Origin of the sequence: Bradyrhizobium sp. LMG 9283, from assembly GCF_045571415.1 — a bacterium.
Classification (GTDB): Bacteria; Pseudomonadota; Alphaproteobacteria; order Rhizobiales; family Xanthobacteraceae; genus Bradyrhizobium.
This window is the reverse complement of the sequence record NZ_CP120691.1, coordinates 7,810,092-7,831,796: the sequence shown is the minus strand read 5'-3', so window position 1 is coordinate 7,831,796 and position 21,705 is coordinate 7,810,092. Positions and strand designations below refer to the sequence as shown.

The window sequence follows — 21,705 nt, the reverse complement described above, 5'->3', positions numbered from 1 at the left end:
AAAGGAATTCGCAATTGTTGCGCGCTGGTCACGTCGCGCGCGATCAGATCGGCCGATCGGAAGATGCGCTCGCTTGTTCCGCTTCGCTCACGCCGAGAGCTGCCGCGTGTTCCTCGAGGGCGGTGACGCCCTTGGCCGTGAGCTCGAACAGATCGCCGTCCTTCATCACGTAGCCCTCGGCGATCAGTTGCCCCACCTTGCCCTGCCGGTCGTCGGCAAATGCAACGGATTGGCTGATGTCCCGCAGGATTGAGAGTTGTTCGTCGCGCAACATGGCTTCACTCTCCGTTCGCGGGGATTGGGGTCCGTTCCTCACATGCCGTGGCTCTGAAAGACCTTGCTGCAAGCCCGCGACAATTTGGATCGATTGGCTTGCAGGCAGCTCTGCACCGCGCCGTCATTGCCGAGATCCTTGCGGCAGAAGCGCGAGGCGTCCCGCGAACAGGCCTTCTGCTCCTGCGGCGTACCCATATGGCCTTGCGCAAGAGCGGGCGCGTCGAACAGGCCGCTCAGGGCTGCCAGCGCGATCGTCGCCAGGAGAAATTTGCGGGCCATCGGCCGCTCCAATCCGACAGGGAAGATTCTGGTCCTGTCTGAACTCGTCGCCCTGCCACTTGTTCCCCCTAGGGCCGCGCCCGGCCTCGGCTGTTCAAGGTTCCCGCTGCGCTGCTATAACACTGGCGAGGTGTGAGGGTTGTTTGATGAAACGCTATCTGATGTTTGCGCTGGTTGGCCCGTTCGTCGGCGGGTTCCTGCTGCTCCTGACGACGACCTACCAGTCCGGCTATTGGGCCCAGACCAATCTCGGCGAGATCGGCAAGCTGTTCGCAGTGTTCTTCAAGACCCTGCAATACAGCTACTTATTCGGCTTCCTGCCCTCGCTGATGATCGGCGCGGTCGACGACATCCTGATCCACATCCGCCGGATCGGCCCGGGTTTGCGGATGCTCCTGGTCGGCCTGTTCGCCTTCGCTCTGGCCTCGCTCACCTATAGCTCGCGCGGGCCGGATTCGGGCGCGGTGCAGTTCATCCTGTATGGCCTCGTCGGGTTCGTGCCGGCGGTGATTTCATCCTGGCTCGTGCACCGCTATGTCGAGGAGCCGCAAGCGGCGGCGGCGTCGACCTGACGCGCGGCGTTCGATCGCGGCAGCAACCTCCGCCGCGCTGGCGCGTTCACCGAAGGCCATGATCATGTCCGAGGACGATATCCTTGCTCCACGCAAATCCCGTACGGGCAGCAGCTCGCGCGCGACCTTTTCTCGCAACGAGGCGCGCGGGCCGATCATCGACCAAGAGGGCCACGAGATCAGGCCGGAAAGCCTGGAGCAGGGGTTTCGCGAGTTTCGCTTCGAGTTCGGGCAGGCCAGCCCGTTCGGCAATCTGACACGCGAGCAGCGGATCGCGCGTCTCGAGGCGATCGCAAAGCTGCTTGACGTCGCCTTCATCCTGCCCGGCACCAACATCCGCTACGGCATCGACGGGCTGATCGGCCTGATCCCCGTCGTCGGCGACATCATCACCACCGCGATCTCGCTGTGGCTCGTGCGCGAGGCCCGCGCGCTGGGCGCGCCCTGGTACATCACCGCGCGCATGCTCGGCAATGTCGCGGTCGACGGCGTGTTCGGCCTGGTCCCGTTCGCGGGCGACGCCTTCGACGTGATATTCCGAGCCAACATGCGCAACGTGCGTCTCTTGCGCCGCTGGCTGGAGAAGCAGCCGCGGATTTGAAGTTGGAAGATCTTGATTGAGTCGGTCGAGCGGCAGGCTCGCTGCACCTCTCCCGCTTGCGGGAGAGATCGGCGCGTAGCGCCGGGTGAGGGCTTTCGCCTCTTGGGGGTCTCGATCGCGGAGACACCCTCATCCCTGCCCTCTCCCGCAAGCGGGAGAGGGGGAACAAGAACACAAAAAGCGCGACGACCTTTCGGCCATCGCGCCTCTTGCGCACATCGAAGGCTTGCGAAAGTTTACGCCGCGTCGGCGTCGGTCTCCGAGGCCGGAGCCGGCTTGGGCCGACGGGGCAGCGGGAAGGCATCGCTCTCGTACAGCGAGCGGATGCCGTTCTGGTCGAAGCGCGCTTCCTCGACCTGGAGATAGGCGCCGTTCAGCGAATCCGTCGGCAACTGCTCCATCGCGAACTGCACGGCCTCGGCCGCAGTGCCGAACCGCCGATAGGTGAAGCCCGCACGCTTCTTCTTGCGGATCGCGGCGGGGAAGAGTTCGGCGGAAGTGTTGAAGTTGAACGGACGCAGTGGACGCATGGTCAAAGACCTCGTGATCTTCTCTGGGGCTTTAAGCGCGTGGGGTTTGGGGAGGGCAGGGGCCGCAATCGAGCGGGCCCGCCGCATGTCATTTTCGACTACTAATATAGGCCGATTTGACAGAAATGCGACCCCCGCGATGCGAGATGATGAATCCGCGCATGGCAGCTCCGCAGCTGAAATAAATGTATTAATATCAAACAGTTAAATCGTTTACACTTTGCCAAGAAGCAGCAGCACGATCAGCACCACGAGAACGACCCCGCCGATGCCCATGCCGGAATGGCCGAGACCATAGCCGTAGCCGCCGAACCGACCGGACAGGCCGCCGATCAGATAGATGATCACCAGGATGATCAGGATGGTCCCAAGCGTCACGGCATCCTCCCTGTTGGCCGCCAAGATGCGATGATCGGCCGCACCGCCAGAGGAGAAAAGCACATCATGCCGCCGGGTTCCACGGGGGAACCCGGCGCGCGCGGCGTTATTTCGGCTCCAGCTTCAGCGCCGCCGAGTTGATGCAGTAGCGCAGACCGGTCGGCCCTGGGCCATCGGGAAAGACATGGCCGAGATGACCGCTGCATTTGGAGCAGAGCACCTCGGTGCGGATCATGCCGTGACTCGTATCCCGTTCCTCGTCGATATGGCTCTCCACCACGGGCTGGGTGAAGCTCGGCCAGCCACAGCCGGAATCGAACTTGGCGTCGGATTCGAACAGCACATTGCCGCAGCCGGCGCAGACGTAAGTGCCGGCACGCTCCTCGTGCTCGTATTCGCCGGAGAAGGGCCGCTCGGTCGCCTTCTCGCGCAGCACCGCGTATTGCATCGGCGTCAATTCGCGCCGCCACTGCTCTTCGCTCTTGATGACCTTGTCGTCGGTGGTCTTCGTCTTGGTATCGGGCATGGGTCTCCCGTTTCTTTGGTGATCTTGCGATCAGTTGGTGGCCTTGCTGGCATTCACCAGCGTCGGCTTTTCAATGTAATTATCCGCGAACAGCTTTTTCAGGTTCTCGACCTTCGGGATGTCGTTATAGGCGATGTAGGGCTGGTTCGGGTGCAGCGTCAGATAATCCTGGTGATAGGCTTCTGCCGGATAGAATGCCTCGAGCGCGCCGACCTTGGTCACGATCGGCTTGTTGAAGACCTTCGCACCGTTGAGCTGCGCGATATAGGCCTCCGCCACCTTCTTCTGCTCGTCGGAAGTGGTGAAGATGGCCGAGCGATATTGCGGGCCGACGTCGGGACCCTGGCGGTTGAGCTGGGTCGGGTCGTGCACCACCGAGAAGTAGATCTGGAGGATCTTGCCGTAGGAGATCTTCTTTGGGTCGTACTTGATCTCGACCGACTCGGCGTGCCCGGTGCGGCCGCTCGAGACCGTCTGGTAGTCGGCGGTCGCCTTGGTGCCGCCGGCATAGCCGGAGACGGCGTTGATGACGCCGGCGGTGTGCTGGAAGACGCCTTGCACGCCCCAGAAGCAGCCGCCGGCAAGCACCGCGGTCTGGATGCCGCTGGCCGGCGCCGCGTCCATCGCGGGCGCGGGGATCACGACCGCATCCTCCGCGGCCCGGGACGGCATCGTGAAAGCCAGCGTCAGGGCGGTGGTTGCGGCGAGCAGGGAGGCGAGGGCGGTTCGGCGCATGGCAATCCTCTTTCGGAAGAGCTGACAGTCTAGGGCGGTCGGGACCGGGCGAACAGCCTGCCCGGGGTGTTTCCGCCTCATCCGAGATACGGGCACCGCCGGTGATTGTTACGGCAGGGCGGACACGAGGCCGTGAAGACCGTGGCGGGCAGCGCGACTTGGAGGCCGACTTGGAGGCCGACTTGGCGGGATGCGGAACTCCGCGCTAGATGAACCGGCGCGATCGACGATCGACCATACGAAATGGTGGCTGGAGCTGACCTGACAACATGCTGCGTGTCGTTTCCCTGACCCTCGCCGCCCTGGCCGCCTTTATCTCGACTGCCGCGGCCGATCCCCAAGCCGGCGACGATCTCGCCCTTTGCCGCGACCGCCAGGCGGAGATACAGGCCCGCGCCGCCGCCTGCGACAATCTGCTGAACGCCGACCGTCTCACCGGCAAGGACAAGGCGGTCGCGCTGTCCGTGCGTGGCAATACCCTGCTCAACAAACGCGACCATGTCCATGCAATCGAGACGCTATCCATGGCCATCGACCTTGATGCCGACAATGTCATTGCGCTCAACCTGCGCGGCCTCGCTTATGAGCGCAGCGGACAGGATGACCTCGCGATGGCCGACTACAACCTCGCGCTCCAGAAGCGCCCGGCCTACGGCGTTCCCTACAACAACCGCGGCGTCATCTACGCACGCCGCGGCGCGCTGCAGAGCGCGATCGACGATTTCAGCCTGTCGATCAAATACACGCCGAAACTCCTGCTCGCCTGGACCAATCGCGCCCGCACGCGAACGCTGATGAAGGATTTCGACGGTGCGATCGCGGATTTCGCCGAGGCCGAGAAGATCGATCCGGCCGCGCCGCAGATCGCCGGCAACCGCTGCGTCACTTACGGCATGATGGGCAAGTTCGACCGCGCCCTGGCCGACTGCAACGGCCTGATCGAGAAGCAGCCCAAGAACCTGTTCGCGATCAACAACCGCGCTGACGTCAATATGATGAAGGGCGACCTGGAGGCCGCGCTGAAGGATTACAACACGGCCATCCAGATCAACCCGAACAATGTCCGCGCCCATTCCGGACGCGGCCAGATCTACGAGCGCAGGAAGGATCTCGCGCAGGCCCGCGCCGACTATCGCGCCGCGGCCTATTCGCTGACGAAATTCGACGAGACCGAGGTTGCGCGCGCCCGCGCCATCGCGCAGGAGCGGCTCGCCGCCCTGACGCCACAGGCTCCAGGGATCGCGCCCAGCGGCCGCCGCGTTGCGCTGGTGATCGGCAACGGCGCCTACAAGAACGCCCAGGCATTGCCCAATCCGCCCCGCGATTCGAAGCTGATCGCGGGTGTGCTGCGCGACCTCGGCTTCCAGACCGTGATGGATACGAAGGACCTCACCCGCGACAAGTTCTTCCAGACGCTGAAGGCCTTCGCCGAGGAAGCAGAAAAGGCCGATTGGGCCGTGGTCTATTATGCCGGCCACGGTTTCGAGATCGGCGGGGTGAACTATCTCGTCCCGATCGACGCAAAGCTCACCGCCGACAAGGACGCCGAGACCGAGGCCGTCGCGCTGGAGCAGGTGATCGCCGCCGTCGGCGCCGCGCGAAAACTGCGCCTCGTCGTGCTGGATGCCTGCCGCGACAATCCGTTCGCGCCGACCATGCAGCGCACGCTGGCGCTGAAGCTGGTCGACAAGGGCTTTTCCAACATTGAGCCCGGCGCCGGCTTCATGGTGGTCTACGCCGCCAAGCATGGCGAGACCGCGATGGACGGCGACGGCAGCGCCAACAGCCCGTTTGCCACTGCGCTGGCGCGCGAGATCAAGCAGCCGCGCGTCGAGATCAGGAAATTGTTCGACATCATCCGCGACGACGTCTGGGCGGCGACCCAGCATGCGCAGCAGCCGTTCACCTACGGCTCGCCGCCGGGGCGGGAGGATTTTTATTTTGTCGCAGGGAAGTGAGGGATTGGGCTGCAGAGCAACTCGCTCAGTGCCGTAGGGTGGGCAAAGCGAAGCGTGCCCACCATTTCTATTGCGTGTGAGGAACGATGGTGGGCACGGCGCTTTGCGCCTTTGCCCACCCTACGAAAGTGGAGTTCTAAACCACCACGCTCAGCCGCTTCGCCGCCCGCGTGATCCCCGTATACAGCCACCTGGCGCGGCTATCCTGAAACGCAAAGCTCTCGTCGAACAGCACGACGTCGTCCCATTGCGAGCCCTGCGATTTGTGCACGGTCAGCACGTAGCCGTAGTCGAACTCGTCATAGGGCTTGCGCTGCTCCCAGGCGATCTGCTCGATGCCGCCTTCGAAGCAATCGGCGCGCACCGAGACCTTCGTCACCTTGTGGCCGAAATCCTCGTCCGGCGACAGCCGCATGGAGAGGATGCGTGACTTCGAGCGCGAGGTGTTGCGCGACTTGACGCGCCACAGGCCGCCGTTGAACAGGCCCTTCTTGCGGTTGTTGCGCAGGCACACCAGCTTGTCGCCGGCGACCGGAAAGGTGTCCTCGATGTTCTGGCGCTGGCGCACCCGCATGTTGTAGGCGCGGCGGGTGTTGTTGCGGCCGACCAGGATCTGGTCGGCGCCCATGACGCGGTCGGGATCGAGCTCTTTCCGCGACACCACCTCGCTCTCGCCGTAGCGGCCAATGTCGAGCTCGCGGCCCTCGCGCACGTCCATCGACATCCGCACGATCGGATCGTCCTGGGCCTGGCGGTGCACCTCGGTCAGCATCGCGTCCGGCTCGGAATTGGTGAAGAAGCCGCCGCCCTGGATCGGCGGCAGCTGCGCGGGATCGCCCAGCACCAAGAGGGGACAGTCGAACGACATCAGGTCGCGGCCCAATTCGGCATCGACCATCGAGCATTCGTCGATCACGATCAGCTTCGCCTTCGAGGCCGGCGCGTCGTCCCACAATTCGAAGCTCGGCTGCTCCTCGCCGGATTCGCGGGCGCGGTAGATCAGCGAGTGGATGGTGGAGGCGCCGTCGCAGCCCTTGTTGCGCATGACGAGGGCCGCCTTGCCGGTGAACGCGGCGAACTTCACCTCGCCATCGACGCCATCGGCGATGTGCCGCGCCAGCGTGGTCTTGCCGGTGCCGGCAAAGCCGAACAGGCGGAAGATCGGCGGCGTGCCGCCTCGGCCGGGTTTTGCTTTCAGCCAGTCGCCGACGGCCTTGAGAGCGGCATCCTGATGCGGGGTGAAGGTGGCCATATCTGTCTTGAGGAAGGGCGAAACGCGGCGATTCGCCATCCCCCAAAACTAACCATTCGCCCCGCCCGTTCAAGCGGGGGCATGGCTACCCTACTGCCAGCCGGGAACGCCGCGCGTGTCGGGCAGTTGATGGGCGATGCCCTTGTGGCAGTTGATGCAGGTCTTTTCCTGGGTGAACAGGAAGCGCTGGTGCGCCACCGAGGCCCGGGGCGACCGCTTGGTGATATCCATGGAATCGGCGCTGTGGCAGTTGCGGCATTCCAGCGAATCGTGATGAGCGGTGAGCTCAAGCTGGAAGAGATCGACACGGACGCCTTCACCGACCGCTACGGCAAGCTCGCAATCAACGTCGCTCGTGCGGGGTAGGGCGTCTGCTAGTCCCAATAAGGAATGGCCGGGCGGGCGATCATCAGCCAGAAGATCATCAGCACGGCTGCGAACGCCGGAAAGCCGAAGGCGAACCACCATCGGAAGAGAAGGTGATACCGGGCAGGCAGCTTGGTGTTGCTCGCAACCGCTGCGACGGCGAGATCGCGCATCTGCATCTGCATCCACACCACCGGCAGCCAGAAGGCGCCGGTCACTACATAGAGTGCGATGGACGCCGCAATCCAGCCGTCGCGAAGGGAATACCCGCCCAACCACGCGAGCCATGTGCCGGTGATCGGCTGCAGGATCACGGCACTCGCCGTGAACAGGAAATCGGCCAGCACCACCGTCTGCGCGACCCCCGCAATCTCACGCGGGTCGCCGCGCAGATGCGCCACCAGCATGAAGAAGGCGATGCCGGCACCGGTGCCGAGCAGCACTGCGGCGCCGATGATGTGCGCCATCTTCACGAGGAAGTAGAGCATCAGCGATCCTCCCGGATCGCCATGGCGACCAGGTTGAGCATGATCACTGGCCAGATCTTCAGCATCGGCCCAAGCGGATCGGCCCACAGCCGCGGCACCAGCACGGTGCCGATCACGGCGTAGGTGAGCGAGATGATCAATGCTGCCCACAGCCCGTAACGGCTCAGAGGCCGCCAGAGAATGGCAAGGCCAATGACGATGTCTGCGAGCGCGCCGGCGGTGACGGTGAGCGCTGCGACGTTCTCTTGCAGCCCGCCTTCCCGCAGCAACGACATGCCAATGTTCCAGCCCGCGCTCAGCGAGATGATGCCTGTGGCGATCCAGAACATGCCGAAGATGCCGAAGATCAGCGGCTTGAGCGCATACAGCCGTGCAAACCAGCGTTCCTGCACCGAGGCGGGCTCACGTGCGAGCGCGACCTCGAGATCGCGTGGCGTGACGCCGGTCATTCGACGCCAGGGCTCGGGATCGCCGGTCGCGCCGCGCCGCATCTCGGCCTGTGCCGTCGAGTTGACGGGCGTTCTCCAGCCCAGCATCTGCGCAACGTCGCCCACGCGATAAGCGGCTGAGGCAACCCAGGACGGCAGGTGCAAGCGGTAAGCAGGCCTCCAGCGCAGCCAGGACCGAAACAGCGCGACCGCGTCGCTAAAACCAATCCGCTCTGGACCGGCCAGATCAAGCGCGACGCGGGAGGGAGCGCCCCGTCGCAGGAAGAACACGACCGTCTCAACCACGTCGTCGAGATGCACGGGTTGAATAGCTGCCGTGTCGGGCAAGACGGGTAGGATCGGGAGTGACGCCAACCCTCGCAACAGCGCGCTGCCACCATAGGCGGGCCGTCCCACCACGACGGAAGGCCGCAGCACGACCCAGTCGAGGTCCCGCGCCATCAAGACAGCTTCGCCGTCCCGCTTGCTGCGCGAAAAATCGGTGCGGGCATCGCGATCGATGCCGATCGCCGAGAACAGGATGACACGGCGGACGCCCATGCTTTCACAGGCCGCATAAAGCGCCGCGCTGCCGGCGACATGAACGCCTTGCATGTCCTGTCCCTGCAGCGCACCCGCCGCATTGATGACGGCATCGGCGCCTGCAAGAAGGCTCTTCCATTTCGAAGCGTCGGTGGTCCGCGCAACATCGAGGGTGACGTGGTGCCTGTCGGGTGACGTCACTGGATGACGCGAGACCAATACGCATTCATGCCCTTCGGCGGACAGCCTGGCATGGATTGCCGATCCAATAAGCCCCGTACCTCCAACGAGAAGGATGCGCATTGATTGCTTCTTCGATCTGTCGGCCAGGATAATGCGAGCCGCTGATCAACTCCGAAGATCTGGAGAATAAAGCGGGTGTGATGCGATCGTTCCTCGCGACGGAACTGGAAGCACGCCAAGGGCCGCTAAGTCATGTTGCTGACGCAATCTCTGTCTTAGTCGGGGACAACTTAAAAACACTGCGTGGGAACCACCCCGGTTCGCACGACGGTTCCAGAGCCAAGGGGTTGGCTCGAATCCGCAAGAATACCGGCGCAAGTTTCATGAACGCTTTCGCGTTCGCTTGCGCTGTTTGCGGGTTCGGAACCGGACGACGAAAAAATCACAGGAGTTATGATGCTGTTCCGCTCGAGCGCCGCACTTTGCGGCGCCCTGGTTGCGCTCGCCTTGTCTGTTGCCGTTGCTAAATGTGAAACGCGTGGGGTTCACTCAACGGCCGTCGTCGATGCCGCCTCCGGGGATGCGGTCGTCGGCGCTGCATCCATGTACAATCCGTTCAAGCCCGGCAAGGAGGAGGGCGGTCCGCGCACAGCCTCCGGCGAGCGCTATGATCCCTCCGCCTGGACGGCTGCCATCAAGACGAGTCTGCGAAGGAAATTTGGTGGGGTCCAATTTGGCGCGAGGCCGAAATATGCTCTCGTCGAGGCCGCAGGCAAGAAGGTCATCGTCAAGATCAATGATGTGGGTCCCCTCAGGCCTGGCCGCATCATCGACTTCAACGAGCGCACGATGCGCCATTTCGATCCGAGCCTGGAGCGCGGAGTCATCAAGGACGTGAGAGTCAGCCCGCTTGCAGGGGACGATTGGACACTGGGGCCGGTGGGCTGACGTTGCACGCGGTTGAATGATAACCGCGTTGGCGACTTCCATTGATCTCGTAGCCGAACCACGCTGATCCCATCGTGATGTCGGCTATCGTCGGTACAGCGGACGCGAGAGCCGCACTCGCCGCGACCGCCGCTCGTGACCCTGGCTGTGTAAAAACGAGAGAATGCGAAAGACGGATAGAATAGCGTTCTTCAGTTCGCCGTCTAACTTGAAATCGCTTGCGAGCATGAGCGCTAGATCAGCCTTGGACGAACAACTTCTTCTATCGCTCTCATCCATCTCGGCATTTTCACACAGCCAAGACCCAGAGCGGATATTGGAGCTGCCCAAGATACCCGTTCTTTTTTCGCGGATCACCCCTCCGGCACGCCGGCCAGGCGCAAACCCTCAAAGTAGCGTTGGCGTCGAGCGAGATAGATTGGATTGTCGCCTTTGGCGTTGATGCGGTAGCGACGGATCGTGAAGCCAGGATCGAGAGCGAGTCCTGCTGCGGCGATCGATCGAGCCTCCTGGAGGTCTCCCACCAGGGCCAGCGCGGTCGCAAAGTGAAAATGCGACAGCGCGTGATTTCGGTTCGCTTCGAGGCTCCGGCGAAACCAGTCGAGGGCCTCGCGGTCGGCGTTGACGCTCAACTTGGCCAGCCCGACAAACATATACCACAGGAAAGCGCGCGTATCACGCGGGGACAGCCGGAGCGCCTCCTGAATGTGCTCCTCGACCTCCTCGCTTCGGCCCGATTGATACTTGCCGAGGCCAATGAACCCGTGTGCATCGGCCAGATTTGGATCGAGCACCAGTGAGCGCCGGCATTGCGCGATACCGTTGTCGATCCGATTCGTCTGGATCTGCACGGCGCCGAGAAGCATGTGCGCTCTGGGATGATTAGGAGCATGAAGCAACGCGCTGTTTAAGGCCATTTCTGCAGCGCCAAAGTGCACGTTGACGTCATCGGCCATGAAGGCCGATCCCACGGACACGTCGACCTGAGCGGCGGCGATAGCCGCTTCGATGTTGCCGGGATCGAGCGCCAAGGATCGCGCGAAGAAATCCCTGGCCTGCGTCAGAAGCGCTCGCGTCACGCCTTTGTTCTGGAGTGCTCGGCCCTGGAAATACAGGTCCATCGCGTCCGGGCGGGCTGATCGTTCCGCGCGTCGCGCTTCGGCGGCCATGAGCTCCGCGTTCAAGGTGTTGGCCAGCCGGGACACGATCTCGTCTTGCATGTCCAACAGTTCGGCCGCCGGCTTATCGAACCGGTCGGCCCACACATGGCTTCCGGTTTCGGTATCGATGAGCTGCGCATTCAGGCGGAAACGGTTGCTGCCACGCTGCACGGAGCCTTCCAGCACGTAGCGCACGTTCAGGTCACGGCCGATCTGCCTGGCGTCGACCGGTTTTCCTTTGAAGGTAAACGCGGTGTTGCGGCCGATCACGAACGAGCCGGCGATGCGCGACAAATCTGTCGTCAGGCTTTCGGTCACGCCGTCGACGAAATAGTCCTGCGCGGGATCACCGCCGATATTGGCGAACGGCAGGACGATGATCGACAAATGCGGCATCGATGAAGATCCCGATAGCTCTTCGATACCGGCTAGTTGCGGCGTATTGCCTGAGATGACGTTGGCTTCGATCGGCCTTTCATCGGCCACCAATATGTAGCCGCGGCGAGGTAGTGTCCTTAGGGCCGATCGGCCGCCGTCTCCCAGGGCTCGCCTGATGTCGCCGATCGCCTGGACGAGAGAATCCTCCGTGACCTCGCAGTCCGACCAGACCTCATCCATGATCTCGTTCTTGCCGACCAGGCGCCCCGCCCGTGTCGCAAGCAGCCGCAGCACCGCCCAGGCGCGCGGACGCAGGGGGACGATGTCGCCGCACCCGTCCCGCAATGTTTCATTCGCCAGGTCCACGACCCGGTCGCCGACGACAATGGAAGGGTGCGACGACTTCAACAAGGGCCGCTCGTGAAAGTTCTTTCGGAAAATTTCGGTAAAGTTTCGGGACGCAGCGATGATTGTACAGCATCATCTTACAGTCCGGGATAGCAAAACGCTCCCGATCGAAGCCGCCAAACCGAGGTGAGCCTTCCATGATCCGGCCCCTGATCCTTGCCACGCTCAGTCTCTCGATCGCCGGTCCTTCACCCGTTGCCGGGGCGGACAAAAAATACGGTCCTGGCGTCACCGATACTGAGATCAAGATCGGCCAGACGGTTCCCTATAGCGGGCCGATCTCGTCGCTGAGCCGCTTCGGCCGGATTGAAGCGGCCTATCTCAAAATGATCAACGCGGCCGGCGGCATCAACGGCCGTAAGGTGACGCTCGTTTCCCTTGATGACGCCTTCACGCCGGCCAAAACGGTGCAGCAGACACGCAAGCTGGTCGAGGACGACGACGTGCTTGCGATCGTTGGATCGGTCGGCACGCCGACTAACCTTGCGGTGGCGAAATATCTCAACAGCAAGCAGGTCCCGCAGATCCTGCTGCTCGCGAGCACGCCCAAGCTCGACGACCCCGAGAATCTGCCATGGACGACCACGTTCATGATACCGCAGCCGGCTGAGACCAGGATCTACGCCGATTATCTGCTGAAGACCAAGCCTGACGCGAAGGTCGCCGTGATCTACCAGAACGATGATCTCGGGAAGGGCAACTTGGCCGGCCTCAAGGCCGCTCTGGGATCCCGCGCTTCGACGATGGTTGTCGCGGAGGCTGCCTACGATATCATGGAGCCGACGGTCGATTCACACATTGTGGCGCTCAAGGCCTCCGGTGCCGATACGTTGTTTCACGCCTCCAATGCACGTTTTGCCGCGCAGGCCATCCGCAAGGCGTATGAGCTCAACTGGAAGGTCCAGCATGTGCTTCTGTCCGGCGTCAGCAGCATTTCAGCTGTCCTGCGTCCTGCAGGACTTGCAGCCGCGAAAGGGGCGGTCAGCGCGTTCTGGCTGAAGACATCTGAAGACCCGATGTGGGATGACGATGCCGGCATGCGCGAGTTTCGAGCCTTCATGAAGGAGTGGGCGCCGAACGACGATGTCGAGGAATCCATTTTTCCCTATGCAACCGCTCAGATCATCGTCGAGGTCCTGAAGAAGTGCGGCGACGACCTGTCGCGGGAAAATCTCATCAAGCAGGCCACCAGCATCCAGGGGCTTCAGCTGCCGACGTTCCTGCCGGGCATCACCATCAACGTTACTCCATCGAGCCGGATCGGCTGGAGAAAGGCGAGGATGGCGCGTTTCGACGGCACCAGGTGGGTGCTGCTCGATGATGTCGTCGGCAATTGACGGTTGCGAAATCAAATGTTCGGCAAAAGTGGGTCGAACGAATGACCGAAAGACTGAATATCGCAATCGTCGGTGCGGGCATCGGAGGATTATCTGCGGCGCTGGCGCTGAGCGCGCGGGGCATGACCGTCACCGTTTTCGAAGGCGCAGAGTCGCCGCGAGAAGCCGGGGCCGGGCTATCCATCCCACCGAATGCACTGATCTTGCTCAAACGCACGGCGCTTTGCGACGAGATCGAGAAGATCACCACGAGGAGCCAGGGGCTAACGCGTCGGACGTCAAGGGGAGAGCCTATCTCCCCTGGCTCTCCCACCGTGCTGAGCTATCAAGTTCACCGGGTCGAGTTTCTCGAGATGCTTCTTGGCGTCGTGAAAGGATCAGTTCGGTTCGGACATCGCTGTATGGCCGTCGAAAACACGCAGACCGGAGCGCGACTGAGCTTTGCCAACGGCGTCGTCTACGATGCGGACGTGGTTATCGGTGCGGATGGCATCCATTCGGTGGTCCAGCGGCAGATCGGGCTGACGGCGCACCCGACCAGTGAAGGCATCGTGGCCTATCGCGGCCTGGTGCAGTCGCAAAAGCTTTCGTGGGGCGTGGAGCTGCGCGGCCTGAACATGTGGATGGGCGAGGGCCGCAGCTTCATCTGCTTTCCGGTGTCGCTGGGGCGGCTGATCAACATCGTCGCGTTCGTCCCGACCATGCATGACATGGAGGAAACCTGGTCCGCGCCGGGAGACCTCAGGGCTCTCGCAGCCGAGTACGAGGGCTGGGATGCGCCCGTCCGAGATTTAATTGCCGCGCTCGAGCATACGTTTCGCTGGGGCATCTACGATCGGCCGCCATTGCCGTATTGGTCGCGCGGACATGTGACGCTGATCGGCGACGCCGCCCATCCAATGGTACCGCATTTTGGGCAGGGCGCCGGGCAAGCCATTGAGGATGCCTTCGCGCTTGCCGTCCTACTGGAGCACGCCAAACGCCACGAGATTCCGGGACGCCTCAAGGCCTATCAGGATCTGAGATGGGAGCGGACCAGCCGGGTGCAGGCCGCCTCACGACTAGCCGGCCGGTTCTACCGATCTGTCGGCGATCCCGCACAGGCGCAGAGGTTGCAGGCTTGGATGTCGGCGGCGGAATGGATCTTTCCGCACGATGCGGAGAAAGCTGCCGTGGCACTTCGAGGGTGAATTCAGCTCCAGGGTCGATTTGTCAGGATGTTCTGAACGTCCGCCTTTGTGAAGGGTTTCGGATGCCGGCCGCATGAGGGACGGCGCGGCGTGTTCGGCGGCCGGCGTCCGAAAGCCTCCAAGGGAGGAAACCGCGGGTAAGGGATGTAAGGTCGGGCCGCAGGCGCTATGGGGTTTTGAGCGCCGCGGGCGAACTCGTTGATTGGGATCGAGTCGGCCCAACGAGTTGCACGACGGTGAAGTCGCTGACGAATGCGCGGCGGATGGCCTTGAACTCCAGAAGTTGTCCGACGATTTGCGACGGCTGGTGGATATCTGGGCGCGCTCTGCCGTGGCTGGTCGAGGGCCAGCGAGCGCGGCGAGCGGATTTGCGGGATTGCGGCACGGTCATGAGGTGTCGATCCTGATGTGGTTCGTTGGAGCTGTCGGCCGATGCCGTGGCATTGCACCGCGCTCGAAGACTTCGATTATGATCATGCGACCGCCGCAGCATGGACAACTCGGTTTGCCGGGATCGGCGGCGGCAGTGGGCTGGCCTTCAGGTCTTGCGACGGCGAGCAGTTCACGCGCGTGGGCGACGTTGTCAGCGCAAGCACTCTTGGCGAAGAGGCCGTAGTGGCGGATGCGGTGCAAGCCCTTCGGCAGCACGTGGATGAGAAAGCGGCGGATGAACTCGGCGATGGCGAGCGTCATCTGCTTGTATCGGTCGCGGCCCTCGATGCGGTAGTCCTTCCATTTGAAGGTGACGAGCTGTTCGTCAAAGGCGATCAAGCGGCTGTTGGCGATGGCAACGCGATGAGTATAGCGTGACAGATAGGCCAGCACCGCCTCGGGGCCACCGAATGGACGCTTGGCGTAGACGACCCACTCGGCTTTACGCAGCGGCGCGAGATGGGCTGCGAAGGACTGTGCGTCAGCCAGATGCGCGTAATCGCCGAAGAAACTCAGGCGACGGGCTCGGTGGGTCGCGATGAGCTTCTCCAGGAACAGCCGTCGGAACAGGTGGGAGAGCACGCGCACCGGAAGGAAGAAGCCCGGTCGGCATGATACCCAGCGCTGGCCATCTGGTGAGATGCCGCCACCCGGCACGATCATGTGCACGTGCGGGTGATGGGTCAGTGCCGAGCCCCAGGTGTGCAGCACGGAGGTGATGCCGATCCTGGCACCGAGATGCTTCGGGTCGGCGGCAATCGTCAGCATGGTCTCGGCCGAGACCTTGAACAGCAGGTCGTAGACGACGGCCTTGTTCTGGTAGGCGATGTCGGCGATGGCCGCCGGCAGTGTGAACACGATGTGATAGTACGGCACCGGCAACAGCTCGGCTTCGCGTTCGGCGAGCCATTGCTTCGCGGCGGCGCCTTGGCACTTCGGGCAGTGGCGGTTGCGACAAGAGTTGTAAGCGATGGTCGTATAGGCGCAATCCGCGCAGCGCGCGACATGGCCGCCGAGTTCCGCCGTGCGGCAGTGCTCGATCGCCGACATCACCTTCAACTGCTGGAGGCTCACATGGCCGGCGTTGGCCTGACGCCACGCCGGACCATGGCCGCGGAAGATGTCCGCGACCTCCAATCTTGGACGCGCCACGTGCCTTCCGCTTAGGCCGGTGGCGTGTCCCTGGACTCATTCTTCTTGGACGTCAGCGGCGTGAGGCGATCCAGCGGGCTCATGACCTCGCGGATGGTGTTGGTGGCGACGCGGGTGTAGAGCGCCGTCGTCTCGAGTTTAGCGTGGCCCAGCAGGACCTGAATCACTCTGATATCGATGTTCTGCTCGAGCAGGTGGGTCGCGAAGCTGTGGCGCAAGGTGTGCGGCGTCACCCGCTTGGCAATCTCGGCCATGTCCGCCGCAGCATGGCAGGCACGCGTGAGCTGGCGTGTCGTCATCGGGCTGGCCGGCTTCAGTCCCGGAAACAGCCAGCCTTGCGGGCGGCCGATGCGATACCAGTCGCGCAAGAGCGCGAGCAGCACCGGAGACAGCATGGCGTGGCGATCCTTGCGGCCTTTGCCCTGCTCGACGCGCAACATCATGCGTTCGGAATCGATGTCGGACACCTTCAACGCAACGACCTCAGAGACGCGCAGTCCCGCACCGTAAGCGACGCTGAGCGCAGCTTTGTATTTGATGCTTGGCGCTGCCTCCAGAAAGCGCGTAACCTCTTCCGGGCTTAACACAACCGGAACCTTGCGCGGCTCGTGCATGAACGACAGGTGCTTGGCAAGCTCGGGCCGATCGAGCGTCACATTGAAGAAGAAGCGCAGCGCCGAGACCGTGGCGTTGATCTTTGGCGCGTGGGCGCCGATCGACGCCAGATGAAGCCGAAAGCGGCGCACGTCCTCCGGCTGGGCCTGGTCGGGCGAGCGGCCGAGGAACGCCGCGAAATCCTTGACCCTTTGCACGTAGTCATGTTGGGTCTTCGGAGCGAACTTGCGGATCGCCATGTCTTCGATCATGCGCTGGCGCAACGGGCTGATGGCCTGCTTGGTCATTGGGGATGCTCCTGTCTTGAGTGAGGTTGTCGAACCCCTCGATCTCAAGACAGGACGCCCCGTTGCGCTATCCTGTTGGCTGCCCCGCCTGCCGTAGCGCCCTACCGCGCGAGCGGTTTAGTCCTTTGGCCCCTTTGCCGACTTGTCCGGCACGTTCAGCCGAGGACCGTTTTGCGGCCGCCAGCGGGCGTCGAACCGGACGTCCTTGCGCTTCCCGAACATGATCGCGACCTATGCCGCAGGCCTCTCTGTCTTCCGCGGAAATCACCTTGCTGCTATCCTCCCGCAAACAAGATTTTGCGGAGGAAACGATGCGGTCTCAGACAGTGCCCGCGAATCCGGGAGCTGCCGATGTGACGTCCGCGGTGCTCGCCATCGGCCGCTCTGATTTCCCAGATGTGCTGATCGACACGCTGCGCCGGCAAGCGGAGGTCGGCCATTGCATGGTGTTCGCGCTGAGCCGGGCCGGTGCCGCGCGCTGCCTGCTCGATGCCGGCAACATCCCGATCGGCGGCGATCTCGGGGCGGCCTATGCCGGCCAGTTCCACGAGTCCGATCCCAACCGTGACGCGCTGTTCGAAGGCGATGGCGGTCCAATCATGCTGCCAACGTTCGCGCCGCGCATGTACGGCGCGCGTTACCGCAAAATCTTCTTCCAGGATTCCGGCATCATCGACAAATGCGCGACCGCGATCTGGACCGGTGACACCTGCTTCTACGTCAATTTTTACCGCATCGCCGCGCAGGGTCGCTTCAGTGCCGCACAGCGTGAGCGGCTTGAGGCCATCGCGCCCGCGATCGCGGCAAGCGTCGCCCGCCATTTTCAGGAGGAGGCAACGCCGGATCAGTCTCTCGCCGCACTGTTTGCGACCCGTCCGCCGCTCTCCGCTCTCACGCCGCGCGAGCAGGATGTCTGCCGTCGCATCCTCGCAGGCTTCAGCTCCGAGGCGATCTCGCAAGCGCTCGGTATCAGCCTGCATTCGACGCTGACCTACCGCAAGCGCGCCTATGAGCGGCTCGGCATCTCCTCGCAGAATGAATTGTTCGGAATTGTACTGCGGCTGCTCGCGGGGCCTCACGGCCTGAACTGAGGGGACAGCGATACGCCGAACTGAAGCTCGGCGTTAACCATCGCGAACGGTTCCAGTCCGGGCGAAATCGCTTCGAAGTTTCTTAAACGTTGCTGGATACCTCTTCAGGGCATGGTGACCCTGGGGAAAGACATGAGCAAGCGGGCCAAGCGTGGAAAGGCAGAGACGCTCGCACTACCAATGACCGCGAGAGTTGCAATTGGCGCCGTGGCCGTCGCCGCAGTGGGGTACAGTTTGCTGTCTCGCCCGGCGAGCGTGCAACCGGCGCGAAAGCCGTCGGCGCCCCAGGCCATGGCATCGTCAACTCCGGTGTATGTGGCACCTCCGGCTCATGCATCAGCGCCGGCTCCGGCGCCGATTGCAGCCCCGGCGCCGCTGGTTGAACCACCAAGAGCCGATGCCGACGTTCCCGGAGCATTGGTCCGGCAGGTGGTTGACTACGCCAGCCACCAGACGCCGGGCACCGTGATCATCGATACCAAGAACACATTCCTCTATTTCGTCCTGAACGACACGCAAGCGATGCGCTACGGCATCGGTGTCGGCCGCGAAGGTTTTGCATGGTCCGGTGAGCAGACCGTGGCTCGCAAAGCTGAATGGCCGGATTGGCGCCCGCCTGCGGAGATGGTCTCGCGCCAGCCTTATCTGCCGCGGTTCATGGCAGGCGGTCCCGGCAACCCGCTCGGCGCTCGGGCGATGTATCTGGGCGAGACGGAGTATAGAATTCACGGCACCAACAAGCCCGATACGATCGGGAAGCGGGTTTCGTCCGGCTGTATCCGGCTGACCAACGAGGACGTCGTGGACCTCTATGAGCGGGTGAAAGTCGGAGCGAAAGTGATCGTGCTTCCCGCAACCGCCGCCCGTCGACCGTCCCAGGGAGCGCCGGCCGACGCCGCTTCCCGATCGCCGGAGCCATCGTCGTCCAACCGACCCTCGGCAGCTAACGCGCAGATGCTGTCACCTGGACCGAAGATCGCCGAGGCCCGGTAACTCGGTCCTCCGTCCTCGGTCTCCAACTGAGGACAAGGAGGCAGTTCAAGTCGTCGCTTTCAAGTCAGCTTTTGTGAAGGGTTTCGGATGCCGGCCGCATGAGGGACGGCGCGGCGTGTTCGGCGGCCGGCGTCCGAAAGCCTCCAAGGGAGGAAACCGCGGGTAAGGGATGTAAGGTCGGGCCGCAGGCGCTATGGGGTTTTGAGCGCCGCGGGCGAACTCGTTGATTGGGATCGAGTCGGCCCAACGAGTTGCACGACGGTGAAGTCGCTGACGAATGCGCGGCGGATGGCCTTGAACTCCAGAAGTTGTCCGACGATTTGCGACGGCTGGTGGATATCTGGGCGCGCTCTGCCGTGGCTGGTCGAGGGCCAGCGAGCGCGGCGAGCGGATTTGCGGGATTGCGGCACGGTCATGAGGTGTCGATCCTGATGTGGTTCGTTGGAGCTGTCGGCCGATGCCGTGGCATTGCACCGCGCTCGAAGACTTCGATTATGATCATGCGACCGCCGCAGCATGGACAACTCGGTTTGCCGGGATCGGCGGCGGCAGTGGGCTGGCCTTCAGGTCTTGCGACGGCGAGCAGTTCACGCGCGTGGGCGACGTTGTCAGCGCAAGCACTCTTGGCGAAGAGGCCGTAGTGGCGGATGCGGTGCAAGCCCTTCGGCAGCACGTGGATGAGAAAGCGGCGGATGAACTCGGCGATGGCGAGCGTCATCTGCTTGTATCGGTCGCGGCCCTCGATGCGGTAGTCCTTCCATTTGAAGGTGACGAGCTGTTCGTCAAAGGCGATCAAGCGGCTGTTGGCGATGGCAACGCGATGAGTATAGCGTGACAGATAGGCCAGCACCGCCTCGGGGCCACCGAATGGACGCTTGGCGTAGACGACCCACTCGGCTTTACGCAGCGGCGCGAGATGGGCTGCGAAGGACTGTGCGTCAGCCAGATGCGCGTAATCGCCGAAGAAACTCAGGCGACGGGCTCGGTGGGTCGCGATGAGCTTCTCCAGGAACAGCCGTCGGAACAGGTGGGAGAGCACGCGCACCGGAAGGAAGAAGCCCGGTCGGCATGATACCCAGCGCTGGCCATCTGGTGAGATGCCGCCACCCGGCACGATCATGTGCACGTGCGGGTGATGGGTCAGTGCCGAGCCCCAGGTGTGCAGCACGGAGGTGATGCCGATCCTGGCACCGAGATGCTTCGGGTCGGCGGCAATCGTCAGCATGGTCTCGGCCGAGACCTTGAACAGCAGGTCGTAGACGACGGCCTTGTTCTGGTAGGCGATGTCGGCGATGGCCGCCGGCAGTGTGAACACGATGTGATAGTACGGCACCGGCAACAGCTCGGCTTCGCGTTCGGCGAGCCATTGCTTCGCGGCGGCGCCTTGGCACTTCGGGCAGTGGCGGTTGCGACAAGAGTTGTAAGCGATGGTCGTATAGGCGCAATCCGCGCAGCGCGCGACATGGCCGCCGAGTTCCGCCGTGCGGCAGTGCTCGATCGCCGACATCACCTTCAACTGCTGGAGGCTCACATGGCCGGCGTTGGCCTGACGCCACGCCGGACCATGGCCGCGGAAGATGTCCGCGACCTCCAATCTTGGACGCGCCACGTGCCTTCCGCTTAGGCCGGTGGCGTGTCCCTGGACTCATTCTTCTTGGACGTCAGCGGCGTGAGGCGATCCAGCGGGCTCATGACCTCGCGGATGGTGTTGGTGGCGACGCGGGTGTAGAGCGCCGTCGTCTCGAGTTTAGCGTGGCCCAGCAGGACCTGAATCACTCTGATATCGATGTTCTGCTCGAGCAGGTGGGTCGCGAAGCTGTGGCGCAAGGTGTGCGGCGTCACCCGCTTGGCAATCTCGGCCATGTCCGCCGCAGCATGGCAGGCACGCGTGAGCTGGCGTGTCGTCATCGGGCTGGCCGGCTTCAGTCCCGGAAACAGCCAGCCTTGCGGGCGGCCGATGCGATACCAGTCGCGCAAGAGCGCGAGCAGCACCGGAGACAGCATGGCGTGGCGATCCTTGCGGCCTTTGCCCTGCTCGACGCGCAACATCATGCGTTCGGAATCGATGTCGGACACCTTCAACGCAACGACCTCAGAGACGCGCAGTCCCGCACCGTAAGCGACGCTGAGCGCAGCTTTGTATTTGATGCTTGGCGCTGCCTCCAGAAAGCGCGTAACCTCTTCCGGGCTTAACACAACCGGAACCTTGCGCGGCTCGTGCATGAACGACAGGTGCTTGGCAAGCTCGGGCCGATCGAGCGTCACATTGAAGAAGAAGCGCAGCGCCGAGACCGTGGCGTTGATCTTTGGCGCGTGGGCGCCGATCGACGCCAGATGAAGCCGAAAGCGGCGCACGTCCTCCGGCTGGGCCTGGTCGGGCGAGCGGCCGAGGAACGCCGCGAAATCCTTGACCCTTTGCACGTAGTCATGTTGGGTCTTCGGAGCGAACTTGCGGATCGCCATGTCTTCGATCATGCGCTGGCGCAACGGGCTGATGGCCTGCTTGGTCATTGGGGATGCTCCTGTCTTGAGTGAGGTTGTCGAACCCCTCGATCTCAAGACAGGACGCCCCGTTGCGCTATCCTGTTGGCTGCCCCGC

The 21,705-nt window shown here is 63.1% G+C and carries 23 protein-coding genes and 1 pseudogene; 9 read left to right on the top strand and 15 right to left on the bottom strand.

The features are described 5' to 3' along the window. Positions 1-43: 43 nt before the first annotated feature. Together P6U29_RS36440 and P6U29_RS36435 are read right to left on the bottom strand one after the other, a co-directional pair. On the bottom strand, positions 44-274 hold the full coding sequence (locus P6U29_RS36440; RefSeq protein WP_407114965.1) for a hypothetical protein: 231 nt from the start codon (positions 272-274) through the stop codon (positions 44-46). Between the two features lie 38 nt (positions 275-312). Continuing rightward, positions 313-555, bottom strand: coding sequence for a cysteine rich repeat-containing protein (locus P6U29_RS36435; RefSeq protein ID WP_407114964.1), 243 nt, complete (start codon positions 553-555; stop codon positions 313-315). Between the two features lie 146 nt (positions 556-701). Here P6U29_RS36435 and P6U29_RS36430 point away from each other — a divergent pair, with 146 nt between their 5' ends. Both P6U29_RS36430 and P6U29_RS36425 read left to right on the top strand, forming a co-directional pair. Next, positions 702-1,127, top strand: a complete 426-nt coding sequence (locus tag P6U29_RS36430) for a DUF5413 family protein (RefSeq protein ID WP_407114963.1) — start codon at positions 702-704, stop codon at positions 1,125-1,127. Positions 1,128-1,185: 58 nt separating this feature from the next. After that, entirely contained in the window at positions 1,186-1,728 is a 543-nt protein-coding gene (locus P6U29_RS36425) for a DUF4112 domain-containing protein (RefSeq protein WP_407114962.1), read from the top strand. A gap of 236 nt (positions 1,729-1,964) precedes the next feature. Here P6U29_RS36425 and P6U29_RS36420 read toward each other — a convergent pair whose 3' ends face one another. The 4 genes from P6U29_RS36420 to msrA form a co-directional block, all read right to left on the bottom strand. After that, on the bottom strand, positions 1,965-2,258 hold the full coding sequence (locus P6U29_RS36420; protein ID WP_407114961.1) for a hypothetical protein: 294 nt from the start codon (positions 2,256-2,258) through the stop codon (positions 1,965-1,967). Between the two features lie 213 nt (positions 2,259-2,471). Then, complete coding sequence (locus P6U29_RS36415; protein ID WP_407114960.1) at positions 2,472-2,636, bottom strand: DUF3309 family protein; 165 nt, start codon at positions 2,634-2,636, stop codon at positions 2,472-2,474. Positions 2,637-2,742: 106 nt separating this feature from the next. Continuing rightward, positions 2,743-3,162 carry a peptide-methionine (R)-S-oxide reductase MsrB gene (gene msrB, locus P6U29_RS36410; RefSeq protein WP_407114959.1) on the bottom strand — a complete coding sequence of 140 codons (420 nt, stop codon included), beginning with the start codon at positions 3,160-3,162 and terminating at the stop codon, positions 2,743-2,745. 30 nt (positions 3,163-3,192) lie between these two features. Further along, the gene (msrA, locus tag P6U29_RS36405) at positions 3,193-3,897 is read right to left on the bottom strand and encodes a peptide-methionine (S)-S-oxide reductase MsrA (RefSeq protein ID WP_407114958.1); all 705 of its coding nucleotides are present in this window, start codon (positions 3,895-3,897) and stop codon (positions 3,193-3,195) included. Positions 3,898-4,166: 269 nt separating this feature from the next. Between msrA and P6U29_RS36400 the strand changes: the two genes are divergently transcribed. Beyond that, positions 4,167-5,855, top strand: coding sequence for a caspase family protein (locus P6U29_RS36400; protein ID WP_407114957.1), 1,689 nt, complete (start codon positions 4,167-4,169; stop codon positions 5,853-5,855). A 136-nt stretch (positions 5,856-5,991) separates the two neighbouring features. Here the strand turns inward: P6U29_RS36400 and P6U29_RS36395 are convergent, their stop codons facing one another. Then, positions 5,992-7,107 carry an ATP-dependent RecD-like DNA helicase gene (locus P6U29_RS36395; RefSeq protein WP_407114956.1) on the bottom strand — a complete coding sequence of 372 codons (1,116 nt, stop codon included), beginning with the start codon at positions 7,105-7,107 and terminating at the stop codon, positions 5,992-5,994. 90 nt (positions 7,108-7,197) lie between these two features. Then, positions 7,198-7,401 (bottom strand): annotated as a pseudogene (locus P6U29_RS36390) (NapC/NirT family cytochrome c); the annotation flags it as partial. On the opposite strand from P6U29_RS36390, the gene P6U29_RS36385 reads away from it, so the two are divergent. Next, positions 7,351-7,473, top strand: a complete 123-nt coding sequence (locus P6U29_RS36385; RefSeq protein WP_407119616.1) for a hypothetical protein — start codon at positions 7,351-7,353, stop codon at positions 7,471-7,473. The pseudogene P6U29_RS36390 and the gene P6U29_RS36385 sit on opposite strands and share 51 nt — an antisense overlap. Before the next feature lie 8 nt (positions 7,474-7,481). Here the strand turns inward: P6U29_RS36385 and P6U29_RS36380 are convergent, their stop codons facing one another. Next, positions 7,482-7,961, bottom strand: a complete 480-nt coding sequence (locus P6U29_RS36380; protein ID WP_407114955.1) for a DUF2269 family protein — start codon at positions 7,959-7,961, stop codon at positions 7,482-7,484. Continuing rightward, positions 7,961-9,235, bottom strand: coding sequence for an SDR family oxidoreductase (locus P6U29_RS36375; protein WP_407114954.1), 1,275 nt, complete (start codon positions 9,233-9,235; stop codon positions 7,961-7,963). Before P6U29_RS36375 ends, P6U29_RS36380 begins: the two co-directional genes overlap by 1 nt. A gap of 333 nt (positions 9,236-9,568) precedes the next feature. Between P6U29_RS36375 and P6U29_RS36370 the strand changes: the two genes are divergently transcribed. Then, positions 9,569-10,063, top strand: a complete 495-nt coding sequence (locus tag P6U29_RS36370) for a septal ring lytic transglycosylase RlpA family protein (RefSeq protein ID WP_407114953.1) — start codon at positions 9,569-9,571, stop codon at positions 10,061-10,063. A gap of 353 nt (positions 10,064-10,416) precedes the next feature. On the opposite strand, the gene P6U29_RS36365 is transcribed toward P6U29_RS36370, so the two are convergent. Further along, entirely contained in the window at positions 10,417-12,012 is a 1,596-nt protein-coding gene (locus P6U29_RS36365; protein WP_407114952.1) for a winged helix-turn-helix domain-containing protein, read from the bottom strand. A gap of 134 nt (positions 12,013-12,146) precedes the next feature. Here P6U29_RS36365 and P6U29_RS36360 point away from each other — a divergent pair, with 134 nt between their 5' ends. Beyond that, the gene (locus P6U29_RS36360) at positions 12,147-13,346 is read left to right on the top strand and encodes an ABC transporter substrate-binding protein (protein ID WP_407114951.1); all 1,200 of its coding nucleotides are present in this window, start codon (positions 12,147-12,149) and stop codon (positions 13,344-13,346) included. A 41-nt stretch (positions 13,347-13,387) separates the two neighbouring features. Then, the gene (locus P6U29_RS36355; RefSeq protein WP_407114950.1) at positions 13,388-14,536 is read left to right on the top strand and encodes an FAD-dependent monooxygenase; all 1,149 of its coding nucleotides are present in this window, start codon (positions 13,388-13,390) and stop codon (positions 14,534-14,536) included. 387 nt (positions 14,537-14,923) lie between these two features. Here the strand turns inward: P6U29_RS36355 and P6U29_RS36350 are convergent, their stop codons facing one another. Beyond that, on the bottom strand, positions 14,924-16,120 hold the full coding sequence (locus P6U29_RS36350) for an IS91 family transposase (RefSeq protein ID WP_407112447.1): 1,197 nt from the start codon (positions 16,118-16,120) through the stop codon (positions 14,924-14,926). 11 nt (positions 16,121-16,131) lie between these two features. Next, positions 16,132-17,022, bottom strand: a complete 891-nt coding sequence (locus P6U29_RS36345) for a tyrosine-type recombinase/integrase (RefSeq protein ID WP_407112448.1) — start codon at positions 17,020-17,022, stop codon at positions 16,132-16,134. A gap of 311 nt (positions 17,023-17,333) precedes the next feature. Here P6U29_RS36345 and P6U29_RS36340 point away from each other — a divergent pair, with 311 nt between their 5' ends. Together P6U29_RS36340 and P6U29_RS36335 are read left to right on the top strand one after the other, a co-directional pair. Beyond that, positions 17,334-18,113 (top strand): helix-turn-helix transcriptional regulator, encoded by a 780-nt coding sequence (locus P6U29_RS36340; RefSeq protein WP_407114949.1) that lies wholly within the window; start codon positions 17,334-17,336, stop codon positions 18,111-18,113. Between the two features lie 132 nt (positions 18,114-18,245). Beyond that, positions 18,246-19,106 carry a L,D-transpeptidase gene (locus tag P6U29_RS36335; protein ID WP_407114948.1) on the top strand — a complete coding sequence of 287 codons (861 nt, stop codon included), beginning with the start codon at positions 18,246-18,248 and terminating at the stop codon, positions 19,104-19,106. Between the two features lie 412 nt (positions 19,107-19,518). On the opposite strand, the gene P6U29_RS36330 is transcribed toward P6U29_RS36335, so the two are convergent. Further along, on the bottom strand, positions 19,519-20,715 hold the full coding sequence (locus P6U29_RS36330; RefSeq protein WP_407112447.1) for an IS91 family transposase: 1,197 nt from the start codon (positions 20,713-20,715) through the stop codon (positions 19,519-19,521). A gap of 11 nt (positions 20,716-20,726) precedes the next feature. Next, entirely contained in the window at positions 20,727-21,617 is an 891-nt protein-coding gene (locus P6U29_RS36325) for a tyrosine-type recombinase/integrase (protein WP_407112448.1), read from the bottom strand. Positions 21,618-21,705: the final 88 nt, after the last annotated feature.

What these genes read in the sequence shown, in the direction of transcription:
- P6U29_RS36325 (WP_407112448.1), bottom strand. Translation starts at nt 21,617, where the DNA reads ATGACCAAGCAGGCCATCAGCCCGTTGCGCCAGCGCATGATCGAAGAC.
- P6U29_RS36435 (WP_407114964.1), bottom strand. Translation starts at nt 555, where the DNA reads ATGGCCCGCAAATTTCTCCTGGCGACGATCGCGCTGGCAGCCCTGAGC.
- msrB (WP_407114959.1), bottom strand. Translation starts at nt 3,162, where the DNA reads ATGCCCGATACCAAGACGAAGACCACCGACGACAAGGTCATCAAGAGC.
- P6U29_RS36440 (WP_407114965.1), bottom strand. Translation starts at nt 274, where the DNA reads ATGTTGCGCGACGAACAACTCTCAATCCTGCGGGACATCAGCCAATCC.
- P6U29_RS36430 (WP_407114963.1), top strand. Translation starts at nt 702, where the DNA reads ATGAAACGCTATCTGATGTTTGCGCTGGTTGGCCCGTTCGTCGGCGGG.
- P6U29_RS36370 (WP_407114953.1), top strand. Translation starts at nt 9,569, where the DNA reads ATGATGCTGTTCCGCTCGAGCGCCGCACTTTGCGGCGCCCTGGTTGCG.
- P6U29_RS36360 (WP_407114951.1), top strand. Translation starts at nt 12,147, where the DNA reads ATGATCCGGCCCCTGATCCTTGCCACGCTCAGTCTCTCGATCGCCGGT.
- P6U29_RS36355 (WP_407114950.1), top strand. Translation starts at nt 13,388, where the DNA reads ATGACCGAAAGACTGAATATCGCAATCGTCGGTGCGGGCATCGGAGGA.
- P6U29_RS36420 (WP_407114961.1), bottom strand. Translation starts at nt 2,258, where the DNA reads ATGCGTCCACTGCGTCCGTTCAACTTCAACACTTCCGCCGAACTCTTC.
- P6U29_RS36395 (WP_407114956.1), bottom strand. Translation starts at nt 7,107, where the DNA reads ATGGCCACCTTCACCCCGCATCAGGATGCCGCTCTCAAGGCCGTCGGC.
- P6U29_RS36345 (WP_407112448.1), bottom strand. Translation starts at nt 17,022, where the DNA reads ATGACCAAGCAGGCCATCAGCCCGTTGCGCCAGCGCATGATCGAAGAC.
- P6U29_RS36425 (WP_407114962.1), top strand. Translation starts at nt 1,186, where the DNA reads ATGATCATGTCCGAGGACGATATCCTTGCTCCACGCAAATCCCGTACG.
- P6U29_RS36335 (WP_407114948.1), top strand. Translation starts at nt 18,246, where the DNA reads ATGAGCAAGCGGGCCAAGCGTGGAAAGGCAGAGACGCTCGCACTACCA.
- P6U29_RS36375 (WP_407114954.1), bottom strand. Translation starts at nt 9,235, where the DNA reads ATGCGCATCCTTCTCGTTGGAGGTACGGGGCTTATTGGATCGGCAATC.
- P6U29_RS36340 (WP_407114949.1), top strand. Translation starts at nt 17,334, where the DNA reads ATGCGGTCTCAGACAGTGCCCGCGAATCCGGGAGCTGCCGATGTGACG.
- P6U29_RS36380 (WP_407114955.1), bottom strand. Translation starts at nt 7,961, where the DNA reads ATGCTCTACTTCCTCGTGAAGATGGCGCACATCATCGGCGCCGCAGTG.
- msrA (WP_407114958.1), bottom strand. Translation starts at nt 3,897, where the DNA reads ATGCGCCGAACCGCCCTCGCCTCCCTGCTCGCCGCAACCACCGCCCTG.
- P6U29_RS36400 (WP_407114957.1), top strand. Translation starts at nt 4,167, where the DNA reads ATGCTGCGTGTCGTTTCCCTGACCCTCGCCGCCCTGGCCGCCTTTATC.